This window comes from Streptomyces sp. NPDC002520 (assembly GCF_053595235.1).
Genome location: NZ_JBSFXG010000057.1, coordinates 1 through 14,439, shown reverse-complemented (window position 1 = coordinate 14,439; position 14,439 = coordinate 1). Strand labels below are relative to the sequence as shown.

At 70.4% G+C, this 14,439-nt stretch carries 11 protein-coding genes and 2 pseudogenes; 5 read left to right on the top strand and 8 right to left on the bottom strand.

The genetic code is table 11. The features are described from left to right. Positions 1-78 precede the first annotated feature (78 nt). Positions 79-702 (bottom strand): TetR family transcriptional regulator, encoded by a 624-nt coding sequence (locus tag ACWD5D_RS41805; protein ID WP_451377996.1) that lies wholly within the window; start codon positions 700-702, stop codon positions 79-81. 61 nt (positions 703-763) lie between these two features. Between ACWD5D_RS41805 and ACWD5D_RS41800 the strand changes: the two genes are divergently transcribed. Further along, positions 764-2,098 (top strand): GH1 family beta-glucosidase, encoded by a 1,335-nt coding sequence (locus ACWD5D_RS41800; protein WP_451377995.1) that lies wholly within the window; start codon positions 764-766, stop codon positions 2,096-2,098. Between the two features lie 243 nt (positions 2,099-2,341). Here ACWD5D_RS41800 and ACWD5D_RS41795 read toward each other — a convergent pair whose 3' ends face one another. After that, positions 2,342-2,902, bottom strand: a complete 561-nt coding sequence (locus ACWD5D_RS41795) for a nucleoside-triphosphatase (RefSeq protein ID WP_451377994.1) — start codon at positions 2,900-2,902, stop codon at positions 2,342-2,344. A gap of 110 nt (positions 2,903-3,012) precedes the next feature. Here ACWD5D_RS41795 and ACWD5D_RS41790 point away from each other — a divergent pair, with 110 nt between their 5' ends. Then, positions 3,013-3,465 carry a YbhB/YbcL family Raf kinase inhibitor-like protein gene (locus ACWD5D_RS41790; RefSeq protein WP_451377993.1) on the top strand — a complete coding sequence of 151 codons (453 nt, stop codon included), beginning with the start codon at positions 3,013-3,015 and terminating at the stop codon, positions 3,463-3,465. 5 nt (positions 3,466-3,470) lie between these two features. Here the strand turns inward: ACWD5D_RS41790 and ACWD5D_RS41785 are convergent, their stop codons facing one another. The 4 genes from ACWD5D_RS41785 to ACWD5D_RS41770 all read right to left on the bottom strand — a co-directional run bounded on the left by ACWD5D_RS41785 (position 3,471) and on the right by ACWD5D_RS41770 (position 6,542). Beyond that, positions 3,471-4,115: a protein-L-isoaspartate(D-aspartate) O-methyltransferase gene (locus ACWD5D_RS41785; protein ID WP_451377992.1), complete on the bottom strand. Its 645-nt coding sequence runs from the start codon at positions 4,113-4,115 to the stop codon at positions 3,471-3,473. Then, a complete protein-coding gene (locus tag ACWD5D_RS41780) occupies positions 4,105-4,419 on the bottom strand; it encodes a hypothetical protein (RefSeq protein ID WP_451377991.1) in 315 nt (104 codons plus the stop codon). Before ACWD5D_RS41780 ends, ACWD5D_RS41785 begins: the two co-directional genes overlap by 11 nt. A gap of 152 nt (positions 4,420-4,571) precedes the next feature. Further along, entirely contained in the window at positions 4,572-5,669 is a 1,098-nt protein-coding gene (locus ACWD5D_RS41775) for a baeRF2 domain-containing protein (RefSeq protein WP_451377990.1), read from the bottom strand. A gap of 357 nt (positions 5,670-6,026) precedes the next feature. Further along, positions 6,027-6,542, bottom strand: a complete 516-nt coding sequence (locus tag ACWD5D_RS41770; protein WP_451377989.1) for a putative immunity protein — start codon at positions 6,540-6,542, stop codon at positions 6,027-6,029. A gap of 688 nt (positions 6,543-7,230) precedes the next feature. Between ACWD5D_RS41770 and gdhA the strand changes: the two genes are divergently transcribed. Next, on the top strand, positions 7,231-8,589 hold the full coding sequence (gene gdhA, locus ACWD5D_RS41765; RefSeq protein ID WP_451377988.1) for an NADP-specific glutamate dehydrogenase: 1,359 nt from the start codon (positions 7,231-7,233) through the stop codon (positions 8,587-8,589). A 533-nt stretch (positions 8,590-9,122) separates the two neighbouring features. On the opposite strand, the gene ACWD5D_RS41760 is transcribed toward gdhA, so the two are convergent. Continuing rightward, entirely contained in the window at positions 9,123-9,836 is a 714-nt protein-coding gene (locus ACWD5D_RS41760) for an aspartate/glutamate racemase family protein (RefSeq protein WP_451377987.1), read from the bottom strand. Next, on the bottom strand, positions 9,833-11,329 hold the full coding sequence (locus ACWD5D_RS41755; protein WP_451377986.1) for an MFS transporter: 1,497 nt from the start codon (positions 11,327-11,329) through the stop codon (positions 9,833-9,835). Before ACWD5D_RS41755 ends, ACWD5D_RS41760 begins: the two co-directional genes overlap by 4 nt. Before the next feature lie 229 nt (positions 11,330-11,558). On the opposite strand from ACWD5D_RS41755, the pseudogene ACWD5D_RS41750 reads away from it, so the two are divergent. Together ACWD5D_RS41750 and ACWD5D_RS41745 are read left to right on the top strand one after the other, a co-directional pair. Further along, a pseudogene (locus ACWD5D_RS41750) lies at positions 11,559-12,200 on the top strand (transposase). A gap of 464 nt (positions 12,201-12,664) precedes the next feature. Then, positions 12,665-14,371 (top strand): annotated as a pseudogene (locus ACWD5D_RS41745) (SpoIIE family protein phosphatase); the annotation flags it as partial. Positions 14,372-14,439: the final 68 nt, after the last annotated feature.

Sequence of the window (14,439 nt, the reverse complement as noted above, 5' to 3'; positions counted from 1 at the left end):
CCGACGACGTCCCCGAGCGGCCCCAGTCGTTCGGGCTGTCGGCCGCGAAGCACGCCTCGATCACAAACTGGTTGCCAGTCACCGGAGTCGGCCGTTCAGGTAGCTGTTGAGGACCTGCTTGCACTCGGCGATCAGCTGGGGATCGCCCTGCGGATCGGTACGGAAGGCCAGTTTCAGCACGCTGTCGGCGCATTCCAGGGCCACCCGCACAGCGATGTCGAGTTCGGCGTCGTCCTGGACACCGGTCAGGGAGGCGGTCAGTGAGCGCAGCCTTCCGGCGACCGCGGTGTTGTTGTCCAGGGCCGGCTCCAGGGTGTGGTCCTGTCCCGCCGCGCCGAAGTCGACCACGCCGAAACCGGTGATCGTCCGGCGCATGGCGACGAACTCGTCGACGGTCACCTCCACGATGCCCGAGATGCCGTCGGGCGCCTCGCGCTCCAACCGGGCCGCGACCCGCTCCAGGAATGCCTCCAGATTGCGGGCGGCGAGCGCGCCGATCAGCCCCTCCCTGTCGGAGAAGAACTGGTAAAGGGTGCCGATGGGCACCCCGGCCCTGCGTGCCACCTCTTTGGTGGTCAGCGCGGCATAGCCGACCTCGTCCAGGAGTTCGGCGCAGGCGTCCAGCAGCCGTTCGAAGCGTTCAGCGCTGCGCTTCTGGACTGGCAGCCGGCGCAGCGTCCCTGCGGTGCGGTCTTGATTCACGCTTCCATCATCCCATCGAGCAGGCTAACGTGAGTTCTGCTCATGTTCTAGGAGGTCAGACGTGACACTGGACCATCTGCCCGCGGACTTCATCTGGGGCGCCTCGACGGCGTCGTATCAGATCGAGGGCGCCACCAGGGAGGACGGTCGAGGACCGTCGGTATGGGACACCTTCACCGCCCGCCCCGGCACGATCCGCGACGGGCACACCGGTGACGTGGCCTGCGACCACTACCACCGGTACGAGGAGGACCTCGCGCTGATGGCCGAGGCGGGCCTCACCGGCTACCGCTTCTCCATCGCCTGGCCCCGGATCCGGCCGACCGGCAAGGGTGAGGTCAACCTCAAGGGTCTGGACTTCTACGACCGGCTGGTCGACGGTCTGCTCGCACGCGGCATCGAACCTGTCCCGACCCTGTTCCACTGGGACCTCCCACAGGGCCTCGAGGACGGCGGCGGCTGGCTGAACCGCGACACCGCGCACCTCTTCGCCGCGTACGCCGCCGTCATGGCCGACAGGCTGGGTGATCGCGTCCAGAAGTGGATCACCCTCAACGAGCCGTTCGTCCACATGGTCTGGGGATACGGCCTCGGCACCCACGCGCCGGGCCGAACCCTGTTCCTGGACTGCCTGCCGGTCGCCCACCATCAACTGCTCGGCCATGGCCTGGCGCTGAGGGAGCTGCGGGCACGCGGCCTCCAGGTGATGATCGCCAACAACTGCACCCCGGTCTGGCCCGCCTCGGACTCTCCCGCCGACCACGCCGCCGCGCGAGCCTACGACAACCTGCACAACGGCCTGTTCAACGACCCGATCCTCACGGGCACCTACCCCGACCTGTCGGCCTTCGGCGCGGACGCCACTCTCGGCGGCTCCGTCCGGGACGGCGATCTCGAACTGATCTCGGCCCCCCTGGACGCGCTCGGCATCAATTACTACAACCCGACCCGGATCCAGGCGCCGGCGTCCGAGGGGCTGCCGTTCGAAGAGGCCCCCATCGAGGGCTACCGCCGCACGGCCTTCGACTGGCCCGTCGTCCCCGACGGGCTACGGGAACTGCTCGTCGGCCTCAAGGAGCGATACCCGGCACTCCCGCCGGTTTACATCACGGAGAACGGCTGCTCGGTCGAGGACGTCGTCGACGCGGACGGCACGGTCCTCGACCTCGACCGCATCGACTACCTGGACACCCACCTTCAGGCCGTCGACGCCGCCGTGGCCCACGGTGTGGACGTGCGCGGCTACTTCACCTGGACCCTGATGGACAACTTCGAATGGGCCGAGGGCTTCCACCAGCGCTTCGGTCTCGTCCACGTCGACCACGACACCCAGGTCCGCACCCCGAAGGCGTCTTTCGCGTGGTACCGCGACCTCATCCGCGCTCAGCGCGGTTGAGCCGCCCGCCGAGCGCACGTGGATTCCTTATGCGCTCCGGCGGATGCCGGAGGTCGAACTCGCACCAGGAGCTGACGGCAGGGGAGGGGCGGGCGCCGAACCGGGTGGTGAAGGCGATGCCGGCCGCGTACTCGGTGGGGGCAGGCACTGACCCTTGGTAGTGGGCGCCGCCGGTCGCACCGACCGGGCGACTTCGCATCCTGTCGTCCCGACTCCGCTTTCAGCAGGTCGCAGGCCGGTCTCTCATCCGTGAGAGGGAGGCCTTCCGTGCGTCCGGGGCTGCTGCAGCCGGACCGCGAGCTCCCCCGGCAGGACGTCCCTGTTCGCCGGAGTGAGCTGGACGACCTCGATGTCGGCGCGCCGCTTGAGGGCGTCGGTCAACGGATCGCGGTGCGTGTGGACCGTGGCGACGACATCGACCTCTGCGACGAACAGCGCGGCGACCGCGTGCCGGAACGCCGTGCACGTCAGTTCCATCCGCCCCAGCTCGTCGATGAGCACCAGCCGCCCTGTTGCCTCCTCGGTTGCCGCCGGCCGAAGCGACGGAAGCGCCAGTCGTTCCATGACGCTCAGGTCTACGCCGTATTTCCCCACCCGTGGCGGACCGGGCAGGTCGACATGGGCGAGCACTGCCCGTCGGCCTGCCAGGGTCTCCAGGGCGAAACCGACGCGGGCGCCGGATTGCCGGATCTCCTCCGTGGTGAAGCCGGTGGCCGCGTGGGTGGGCAGCAGCGCGGCGAGCCGACGCAGGGCGGTCGTCTTGCCCGCGCCAGGGCGGCCCTCGAGCAGGATCCTTGTCGGCACACTGCCATCTTCACCCCCGCCTCCGGAGGCGGCCCGGGTTGGTTCGGCCGAGTGGGGGTTTTGGGGTGGGGACCGGTGCCGGTGCCGCCGTTGCGGGTATGGCGGCGCGCATGAGCGGAATTGAACTCAGCAGCACCGCGTTCGACGACAAAACGGTGATCCCCCGTCGCTACAGCGGGGAGGGCGAGAACATCTCACCGCCCCTGACCTGGTCGGGGGTGCCCCACGAGGCCACGGAGCTGGTGCTCCTGTGCGAGGACCCGGACGCGCCGGGGACGACCTTCCTGCACTGGCTGGTGACCGGCATCGATCCGGGGACCACCGGGGCGGCGGAGGGCCAGAAGCCCCAGGGAGGCCTGCCGTGGCCCAACGGTTTCGGCCGCGTGGGCTGGGGAGGGCCGATGCCTCCACCGGGGCACGGGCCGCACCGCTACTTCTTCCGCCTGTACGCCCTGTCCGAGCCGCTGCCGCTGCACGGCCATCCGGGCGCCGAGGACGTGCACCGTGCCCTGAAGGGCAGGGAGCTGGCCTCCGGCACCCTGGTCGGGACCTATCAGCGATGAGCGTGTCACCGCTGGTCATAGCCATGGGCGCCGTACAGCCGGACGAACCGGGCCGCGGTGACCGTCCTGCGGTGCACCAGGTCGTGGGCCCGCCGCTCGTACAGCTCGACACGCTCCTGCCCGCCCTGCCCGATCGGCTGGACCAGCCGCCCACCGGTGCGGAGCTGATCCACGAGCGGCTCAGGCACTCGCGGGAAGGCCGCGCAGACCATGACGGCGTCGTACGGGGCACGGGTCGGCATCCCGAGGGTGCCGTCGCCGAGTACGACCTCGGCATTGCCGACGCCCTGCCCGGCCAGCCGCAGGCGGGCCTCGTCGACCAGGTCGGGCCAGCGCTCGACGCTGACGACGTACGCGGCCAAGCGGGCCAGCAGCGCGGTCTGCCAGCCGTATCCGGTCCCGACCTCCAGGACCTGTTCGTCTCCGGTGAGGCCGAGAGCGGAGACCATCATGGCGACCAGCGAGGGCTGGGTGGTCACCTGCCCGTGGGGGAGCGGAACGGGTGTGTCCCGGTACGCGGATGCCACCTCGTCGGCGGGGACGAATTCCGCCCGCGGGATGCTCCGTACGGCCTCCAGGAGACGGGCGTCGGTCACGCCCACGGCGCGGGCCGCGCGGACCAGATCCTCGGGGGTCCCTTCACGGGCCATCGGACCGCGGGGCCGTGGCGGTGGCGCAGGCAGTCCCGGACGTGGTGCGTTCCGGAAGCCGCGCGGGGTGATCGTGCTTGCCGTCGTTCTCGCAGTACTCGTCGCGGTGCCGGTGAGCGGGGTCCGGTTGCGGCCAGGCGCAGCCCGGGCAGTCGAAGCTCTTGGTCCGGTCGGGGTTGAGCAGTGTCGGCGCCGTACGGCGGACCGTCGTCTGCTCCATCGAGTACCGCAGCGGGTCGGCGACCGCCGGCACGCATACCGCCCAGGTCCTGGGCGGGGTGATCGAAACGTCCGTTTCCTCCACGCCGCTCCCGCTCCTGTCCAGGTGCCCCATCCGCCGCTCATCGCGCCGCGCTCCCGCTCCAGCCCAGTGTCGGCATGTCCCGCGCGCGGCGCGATGCGGGGCGGTCGGGCGCAAGGGGCCGCCCGTGATCCGGGAGGCGCCGCGCGTCGGCGTCAGGACGGGGTCCCCGGGTCGGTGTACCGCAGCAGGGCGCCCACGCCCTCGTGCAGCCTCAGCTCGCTCTCCGGCACGACGACCAGCTCGGCACCTGTGCCGACGAGGGCCCGGACGAGGGCCTCGTCGGCGCGTTCCTCGCGCGGGGCCCGCACACCGAAGGACATCAGCTCCGCCTCGGTCAGGGCGAGCTGAGTGGGCTGGGAGCCCGCCCAGAGCCGCAGCGAAGACCCTGGCGGTCGGTTCAGCAGCAGCGCCGCGACCTGGCCACGCTGGAGGGCGGCGACGGTGGCGGTCAGTCCGTCCGTCATGGGTCCGTCCAGAGCACGCCGGCCGATGAAGGTGTCCACGAGTTCCCGGTCGTGCGCGGCCATGCGGCCGCGGAAGACGCCGTCGAGCTGCGGCTCCAACAGGGCGCGTCCGGTGTCGGTGGGGGTCCGGCCGCCCACGCGTACGACCTTGTCCCGCAGGGTGTGCGGCAGGCGGCGGATCAGTACGTTGCACGCCCACTCGTCCCCGCCCACCACGACGGCGTCGGCATGGGCGCGCCGCGCCCGTTCGTCCAGCAGGTGACCCAGGCGGAGGGAGGCGCTGTGCCAGGTCGCCACCGCGACCCTGTGGTGCAGCCGCTCACCCGGGGTGACCGTGGACGCGGGCCAGGTGCCGGTCTCCGCCTCCAGAGTCACCCAGCCATGGGTCTCGGCGGTCGGAAGGCCGCCGTAGTGGACGACTACGGCCAGGTAGGGGATCTCCGGCAGGTGCTGGGTGACCAGGGGCATCGCGTCCGGCAGGGTGCTGTAGCGCGCGGAGTCGTGCTCGGGCGGCCTGGGTAGTTCCCCGTCCAGGACGAGCGTGCCGTGGGCGGCGAAGATGGCCTGACCGTGCACCCCCGGCACCTCTGTGTCGGCGCCGACCACCTCCTCCAGTACGTTCAGCAGTGCCCGCTCCGAGCCCTGACGGGACAGGCTCTCGCGCAGCCGCCCCCAGCGCCGCGCGATCGCCCGCTCGGGGTGCTCGACGTTTCGGGAGGTGTCCAGGTACACGGAGGCGAACGGGCCCGGCTCCGCGTAGAGGGGTTCAAGGAACGACAACCTCATCGCCACTCCTCGTCGATGGTCTCCCGTCCCTTCGATGATGCGCGCCCCGGGGGTGATGGAGCTCGACGAACGCGCAAAGCGGCGTGGAACGCGCGGAGGATCCGCCGCCCGGATATCCGCCGGGTACGGCGTCTGTTGCGCGCGTTGAAAAAGCCGACGAATGCGGTGTTCACGATGCCGGCGAATTCCGACGGCGACGCCCCGTCGGGTGGTTTTCCGGCTGGGCGTCGCCGGTGAGGCGCCGTTTTCTTCGGCAAGGTGCCGGTGATCGGCAACCGCCCGCGTCCGGGATGGCTCGGAGACCGAGCGGTGACGGCGATCAGCTTCGTGTGGACGGTTCCGGCGCCCGACGCGCGCTCAGCAGTCGAACACCGACCAGCAGATGTCGTTCCGCAATCGCTGGTCGTCGAGTACGAGCTCGCGAATCGCCTCCGGGAGCTGGTCACGCTGCCACTGGCACTCGAGTCGCCCTGCGGCCTCACTCTCGTCTTCTGGCGCGGCAGCGCGTGCGGCCTTGATCGCATAGGCGGCCGCACCGAGCTCGTGCGCGGCGACGTGTGCGACGACCGCGGCCTGGCCGGCGGCGTAAGCGGCATGCCGTGCCGCGCCACGCAGGTCTCGAGCCGCACCCATTGCATGGCCGCCCGCCGCGCGGGCCTGCATCATCTTGACCTCGCCACGCACCCAGGCGCGGGCATGCTCGATCGCCTGGCGCGGCCGCGGGTCCTCAGGCCGAGCCGACTCGAAGAGGTCAAGGACGTGCTCCGCGCAAGCCGCCGCCCAAAGGGCGAGGAGATGGTGATCCGAATCAGTGAGGGTCCCACCGCGGCGGATCGTCACGAAGCGAGGGTCCCTGACCTTCGGGAGGATCATGATCGGCATTCCTTCCTGCTGGCATCCGCCCCACCCCCGAGGACGCGCACCCGCTGCCGCACCCAGCCCCGCGGCGCGAGCACACTCCCGCGATTCGGGCACTCGAACTCACCCGCCTGCAACCTGGCCCCGACCCTGACCGCGTCCGACGGCCCTCCCGGGCGACTCGGCCGCGAGAGACCGGGAGGACCTTCGCATGCACTCATCGGCAAGGTGTCCGCCAACCGACGGCCGTCGCTCACTGGCATGCGTCCGAAACCGTCCGCACACAGTATGTCGTCAACTCGCCCCCGATATCGGCATCTTGAGTGTCGTTATCTTGAGTGTCGTTGAACACGGCGTCGCCGCCCTGCCGGCCACCGTCGGACTCCTGCCGATCGGGGTGCCGCCGCCCAGCACGCCTGCCCTGCCCGCGCGGGAAGTGATGACCTCCAGATGATCGGATCCGGGCCCCGTCCGCCGGTCTCCCACCGTCTCCCGCCCGTCTCCCGGCGGTCACTCGACGGTCTCTCCGCGGTCTCACATCGTGAGCAGTCGGAGCCCCGGACTCTGGCTGCAGGTTTACATGCGCGTAACACTTAGCGTGTCCCGTGTGCGGCAATGGCGCCGTAGCACCCATCAGTGGACCGGACCCGAGCGAGCCGCACCCGTAGCGGATCCGGTGACAGCCGCGCCAGAAAGGCCTTCTGTGACGACTCGATCCGAGACGCAGACCCTCCTGAACGACCTCCTCGCCGAGATCGAACACCGCAATCCCGCGCAGCCCGAGTTCCATCAGGCCGCCCACGAGGTCCTGGAGACCCTCGCGCCGGTGCTCGCGGCCCGCCCCGAGTACGCGCAGGCGGGACTCGTGGAGCGCCTGTGCGAGCCCGAGCGGCAGGTCGTCTTCCGCGTGCCGTGGCAGGACGACCACGGCCGCGTGCACGTCAACCGCGGTTTCCGCGTGGAGTTCAACAGCGCGCTCGGCCCGTACAAGGGCGGCCTGCGCTTCCACCCCTCGGTGAACCTGGGCGTCATCAAGTTCCTCGGCTTCGAGCAGATCTTCAAGAACGCGCTGACCGGCCTCGGCATCGGCGGTGGCAAGGGCGGCAGCGACTTCGACCCGCACGGTCGCAGCGACGCCGAGGTCATGCGGTTCTGCCAGTCCTTCATGACCGAGCTGTACCGGCACATCGGTGAGCACACCGACGTCCCCGCCGGCGACATCGGCGTCGGCGGCCGTGAGATCGGCTACCTGTTCGGCCAGTACCGCCGCATCACCAACCGCTGGGAGGCCGGCGTCCTCACCGGCAAGGGCACCGGCTGGGGCGGCTCGCTCATCCGCCCTGAGGCGACCGGATACGGCAACGTGCTGTTCGCCGGGGCCATGCTGCGCGAGCGCGGCGAGGACCTGGAGGGGCAGACGGCCGTCGTCTCCGGCTCCGGCAACGTCGCGATCTACACCATCGAGAAGCTGACCGCCCTCGGCGCCAACGCCGTGACCTGCTCGGACTCGTCGGGCTACGTCGTCGACGAGAAGGGCGTCGACCTGGAGCTGCTCAAGCAGATCAAGGAGGTCGAGCGCGGCCGCGTCGACGCCTACGCCGAGCGCCGGGGCTCCTCGGCGCGCTTCGTGCCGAACGGACGGGTCTGGGAGGTGCCGGCCGACATCGCGCTGCCGTCCGCCACCCAGAACGAGCTGGACGAGAACGACGCCGCGGCCCTGATCCGCAACGGCGTGAAGGTCGTCTCCGAGGGCGCCAACATGCCGACGACCCCCGAGGCCGTCCACCTGTTCCAGCGGGCGGGCGTCGCGTTCGGCCCCGGCAAGGCGGCCAACGCGGGCGGCGTCGCGGTCAGTGCGCTGGAGATGGCGCAGAACCACGCCCGGACGTCCTGGACGGCCGAGCGGGTCGAGGGCGAACTCGCCCAGATCATGAGCGACATCCACGCCACCTGCCACGAGACCGCCGAGCGCTACGGCGCCCCCGGCGACTACGTGACCGGTGCGAACATCGCCGGCTTCGAGCGGGTGGCCGACGCGATGCTGGCCCAGGGCGTCATCTGACCCTCCGGGCTCGCCTGGAGCGCGGCCACGGGGGAGGGCTGCCGCCGGAGGCGGAGGAACCGGCGGGCGTGGAGCCCTACCGGCTGCTCGGCCGGGCCGGGCACGGCGGGATGGGGCGGGTGCACCTGGGCCGCAGCGCCGGCGGCCGCGCGGTTGGCCACTTTCGGCACCGGACCGCGGGGGCGGAAGAAGGGCGCGGCCGCGAAAACGGCCGCGGCGAAGGCTGCCGTCAAGGAGGCGGCGGCTTCCGGTAGGGGGGTCCTGGAGGCCGCGAGGTAGGAGGGTACCGGCCGGAAGCCGCGGTGCGGTGTCTGACCGTGGCCGGCCGGCTTCCACGAGTTGTTGGCGACCATGTCCTCTGCCGGGTGGATCGTGCCAATCGTAGGGTTCTGTCACCTGGCGCCTTGGGTGACAGAACCCTACGAGGACGGTGGATGAGTGTCCGAAGCTCCTGGTCGGTAAGGGCGCACCGGGTCGGTCGACAGTCGGGAGGGCTCTACGGCTCGGCTTGTCAGCCCTCTGCTCGCACCGCGTCAGGCAGGGTGTTCGGCTGTTTCGTTGACGCTGCCGATGGGGGTGCGGGCCAGCGCTCGCTGTACCTTTCTGCACGCCGCCGGGATCGGTCCGATGACCGGCACCGGGAAGCGGCCCTGCAGTGCCTCGGCTGCCTCGCCCAGTGGTCCGCCGCCGATGATCACTGCTTGGGCGCCATCGTCGGTGATGCATGCCTCGACCGCTTCGGCCAGGCGTTCTCGCATCAGCTCGGGGGTGGCCGCCAACTCGTGTGGGTCGCCGGCGGTCAGCCGTATGCCGGTGTGCTGGGCGAAGTGGCCGAGCTGGTCGACACGTGCCGCGATGGCGCGGACGAGACCGGGAGTTGTCGTGGCGATCCCGAAGCGGCGTCCGCCCGCTGCCGCCTCCGCCATGGCCGCCTCAGCGATCCCTACGACAGGAACTGCGGCCTCCGCGCGCAACTGTTCGATTCCCGGATCGCCGAACGCACCGACCACCAGGGCGGCGATCTGCTCCCCGTCCGGACCTGCGAGCAACCGTCTTACGGCGGCAACCACGTGCGGCCCTGAGGCCCGCAGCAAGTTCTCCTTGACCAGCATCGAGGGTCCCTCGGCCACGGTGATGCCACGAACCTCGAACCCGTCCTCCGGGCGCAGCGTGCGTCGGGCGATCCTCGCCATCATCTGGGTGGTGGGCTCAGAGGTGTTGGGATTGATCAGGGCTATGACGCTCACTTGCCGCTCTCCGAGGTGCCGTCCGCTGCGCCCGTCGGCGTAGTGTCCGCCTCGCTGCCTGCGGTGTCGCCGTGTTCGGGGCGGGCGGATGTCTTGGCCGGGACTTCCTCCATGGACTTCCCGAACGTCTCCGGCGGAATCTGTACGGCGATGGCGAGGCCCACGAAGAGTATGCCGAGCAGGGTGAACATGCCGGCCATGCCGTAGGAGTCGAAAGCGGCACCGGCGAGCAGGGGTGTCAGTCCGCCGGCGAGCGAGCCGAGGGCCAGGATGATCGACGTACCGAACGCCCGTACGCGGGTGGGGAACTGCTCGGGAGCGAAGATCCAGATCGTGGTGTTCAGCGTGATGATGCAACAGTTGACGGCCGCGCCGAGAATGAGGATCAGCGCGACGTCGGTGGCCAGGAAGCCGAAGGAGAACGCCGCTGCGCATCCCAGTGCGGCGGCCACGGTGAGGACGACCTTGCGCCGTACGTACCGCGCCGCGGTGGAGGCGACAAGGGCCCCGACCAGCGAACCGGACTGCATGACCAGAGTGAAGACCAGCGACTTGGTGATGCTGTGGCCCTGGGCCACCAGGATGGTGGGCATCAGGGACAGGATCGAGATCTGCGCGCCGTACGACATGCAGACGGCGACGCCGAGGGAGAGGGTGCGCCGCCTCAGCACTCCGGCGAAGACGTCACGCAGCCGGTTGCGTTCAGGGACGATCCGTTCGCCGCTGTCGACCGCGGTGATGAACTGCTTCGGCACTCCGAATTCGCCGCGGAGCTTGCCGGAGGCGAGGCGGTTGAGGACGAGGTTGGCCTCGTCGACCTTGCCTCGCGACAGCAGGTAGCGAGGCGTCTCGGGTACGAACCGGCGGTAGAAGAGCACCAGCAGCGCGGGCACCGCGAGAAGCCCGAACAGCCAGCGCCAGCGGTCGGGTCCGGAGAACATGGTGAAGACCAGGACACCGAATGCGGGGGCGAGCATGTTGCCGAGTCCGCCGGCCGTGACGTTGATGATCCCGACGGCGGTGCCGCGGTGCCGGGCTGCGAAGAACTCGGACATCATCGTCACCGCTATGGCGATCTCACCGCCGAGACCGAAGCCGACGATGAACCGGCCGATCGCCACCACCCCGTAGACGGGGGCGAAGGCGCAGATCAGCGCACCGAGCGAGAACAGCAGCAGGTTCACCGTGAGCATGGCCCGGCGGCCCAGCTTGTCGCCGATGATGCCGGTGGTCAGCCGGCCGAGGGCCGCGGCGGTGAAGGTGATGGTGTTCAAGAACCCGAGCTCGGCGGCCGAGGTCCCCCACGACTCCTGCAGTACGGGCCCCACCAGGCCGACCGCGTTCTGTTCCAGCGCGTCGAAGAACACGCCGAGCAGCACCATTGCACCGATCTGCCGGTGCGCTCCTGTGACGCCGATCCGGTCGAGCGTGTCTTCCAACTGACGGTGCCGCGGGCTCGCGTCCGTCTTCGTTCCTACCGGTGGAGCTTCCATGCGCGTCCTTCCGAGCAGAGCGAGATTCCGAATAATGGGATCCCATTTTCGACACGCGGAAGTTTCATCTGCTGGCAACAGCGGAGTCAAGGGGTCGTCAAGTTCGGTTCTGTCAGGCGGCGGAGGACTGCAAGGTGGCGGGTCTCGATGGACCAACGGGGCGCATACGTACGGCGCGGTGTGTCGGCTGAGACCTCATCTCATTTGGCTACTTCGGTAGCCTGCCTGCGTGGGAATCGTTGAGCGGCTGGTGCCGGACGAGTTGTGGGACCTGTTCCAGCGCGTGGTGCCGGAGGCGCCGACCCGGCCTCAGGGCGGCGGCCGGCGCCGGCACGGTGACCGGGAGGTGCTGGCCGCAATCGTGTTCGTGGCCACGTCGGGCTGCACGTGGCAGCAGTTGCCGTCCGCGTCGTTCGGGCCGTCGGGAGCGACGGCTCACCGGCGCTTCGCCGAGTGGACGAATGCCAGGGTGTGGCCCAAGCTCCACCGCCTGGTCCTCGACGAGCTCGGCTCCCGCGGTGAGCTGGACTGGTCCCGCTGCGCGATCGACTCGGTGAACATGCGGGCCCTGCGAAGGGGGAACTGACCGGTCCGAATCCTGTCGACCGGGGCAAGTACGGCTCGAAGATCCGCATGATCACCGAGCGGACCGGTTGGTTACGCGAGTGGGGCATCAGGCATCGCATCGCCCGCAAGGGCATCGAGTCCTCAACCCGCCTGGGCGGTCACCGCTGGACCATGGAAGGCCCGATGTCCTGGCTCGCCGGATACTGTCGACTGCGCCGCCGCTACGAGCGCGAAGCCGAGCACTTCCTGGTCTTCACAGCATCGCCTGCACCCCCTCATCCGCTACCGCAGACTTACCAAATGAGATGACTCTCAATGCTCCGCTGCTCGGATACGGCGACTACGGGGAGTAGCCTCCGAGTGTTCTCGCGCACGCCCCGGCACCTGAGATGAAAGGCGGCCCGCCCTGGGGCGTGCTCCGCCACACCACCGACAGCTCGTGCCTCCTGTTCAAGACGCAGACCCGGGGTCCCGACCGGATCATGGCCTTGTCCAGGGCCTCCGCCTCGGACGGATCTCATCGCTCCATCGGCGACGGCTCGTCGGCCGGGGGGACCAGGGCGTTCGGCGGACGCGCCGGGGGCGGCGCGGGGGCCGCGTCGGTGCCGCGGCATTCCTCACGGTCCGTGTTCACCGCGCGATCCGCTGGTGTGGGCGAAGCGACGCCCGGTGTTATTCAATGAGGTGTGCGGTCAGGGATCTCGGGGCCCCGTCGCACGGGTCCGAGTACGGCCTCGGCGCTTCGCCGGGGACTGCCGAGAGGGCCGCATGGACTCCACACCCACCCCCTCGTCCTCTTCGCCGTTCGGCATGGTCAGCAGCGCCCTGGGTCGCTACATCCCCCGCGGCGGAGCGGCAGCGGCCGCCGGTCCTGCCGACGCGCAGGGGAACGGCACCACCCACCAGCGCGTACCCGACAACCCGGCAGCCGGCCGTCAGGATCAGATTCTCGGCGTGGTCAACCTGGACAGGGGCCTGAGAATCACCCGCTGCAATCTGGAAGCCCCCGTGTTCGCGGGGCTGGACGCCGCGGCCGGGAGTCCCTTCGTCGATCTCCTGCCTCCCGGGGACGTACCGACGGTCACACGGTGGTTGCGGCAGGTCCTGGAGACCGGTGAGGCGCACGTAGCCCGGATCCAGCGCCTGCGGCGCGGCGACGGGTCGGAGCTGGTGGTCTCGATGAGCATCCTGCCCGCCGCGGTGCCTCAGGAGGGCCTGACCGTCTCCGTGATCGCCATGGCCAGGAGGCTGCACCTGTACGCCGCCGAGACCGCGATCGGCACCTCGCTGGACATCGGCGAGACCGCGCAGTCGCTGGCGGAGTCCCTGCTGGCCTGGGGAGACGTGGCCGCCATCGACCTCGATTTCGCCGTGTGGACGGGTGAGGGAGTCACCGAGAAGGGGCAGGGGCGCATCCGGCTGCGGCGGGCGGCCCTGGTGCCGGACCGGGCGTGGCCCGAGGGTTACGTGACTCCGGGCGACGATCTTCCCAGCGACGCGAGTCGTCTGCTGGCGCGCGCGGTACGGCGGGCCGATGCGCCGCAGGCCATCGTCCTACCCGACCGGGAGGCGGTCGAGCGGGTGCTCGGCAGTCCGCGAGTGATACGTGCCCTGGTGCCCGGTGACCGGTCGGCGGGTGTGGCGTGCATACCGCTGGTCCTGGACGGCGCGCCACCCGTCGTGCTGGGCGTGGCGGAGGTCTGGCGGCGGGCGGACCGCCCCTTCCGCGACAGCGAGCTGCTCGACCTGCAGGAACTGGTGGCCAGAACCGCCCATCACGTCGACCTGGCCCGTCAGCACCAGCGCGAGCACACGCAGGTGCTGGCGTTGCAGAGCCGGCTGCTGCCCCGGACCGGCGGCGACACCATCGAGATCGCCAGCATCTACCAGCCCGCCACCCCCGACAGCGCGGGCGTCGGCGGCGACTGGGTGAACAGCTTTCCGCTGCCGGACGGCCGTACCGCGCTGGTGGTCGGTGACGTCGTCGGGCACGGCCTGGGAGCCGCGGCAACCATGGGTCAGCTGAGCATGGAGGCCCGCGCACTGCTGTCCGCGGGGCTGGCGCCGGACGAGGTGCTGGAGCACCTGGACGAGACCGTGACGCTGCTGGACGACAGGGAGTCCGGGCTGGCGGCCGGCTACAGCGCCCTCGGGTCGACCTGCTGCATCGCTCTCTACGACCCGGTCAGCCACCACCTGGCGCTGTCCAGCGCCGGCCACCTCCCCCCGGTCCTGGTCTCCCCGGACGGGCACGCGCGCCCGCTCGCGGTCCGCCCTCACCCCGGCCTGGGTGCCGAGTTCGCGCTGCGGGAGCCGTTCGACGTGCACACGTTCGGCGCACCCCCGGGCTCCCTGCTCGCCCTCTACACCGACGGCCTGGTGGAGGATCCGGCCGTGTCGATCGACGAGGGCATCGGCAGGCTCGCGGACACCGTGTCCAAGGTGCACCCCTGGGACGGCCTGCAGCAGGCCGCACCCTGACTGCTGGCGCGCTTCCTGCACGGGACGCCCGACACCGACGGAGGCTGCGGGCTGGTCACCGC

Bases quoted from the DNA above. Each gene is read 5' to 3' on its own strand.
- ACWD5D_RS41775 (WP_451377990.1), bottom strand. From the start codon at position 5,669: ATGAGGTTGTCGTTCCTTGAACCCCTCTACGCGGAGCCGGGCCCGTTC.
- ACWD5D_RS41785 (WP_451377992.1), bottom strand. From the start codon at position 4,115: ATGGCCCGTGAAGGGACCCCCGAGGATCTGGTCCGCGCGGCCCGCGCC.
- ACWD5D_RS41770 (WP_451377989.1), bottom strand. From the start codon at position 6,542: ATGATCCTCCCGAAGGTCAGGGACCCTCGCTTCGTGACGATCCGCCGC.
- ACWD5D_RS41790 (WP_451377993.1), top strand. From the start codon at position 3,013: ATGAGCGGAATTGAACTCAGCAGCACCGCGTTCGACGACAAAACGGTG.
- ACWD5D_RS41755 (WP_451377986.1), bottom strand. From the start codon at position 11,329: ATGGAAGCTCCACCGGTAGGAACGAAGACGGACGCGAGCCCGCGGCAC.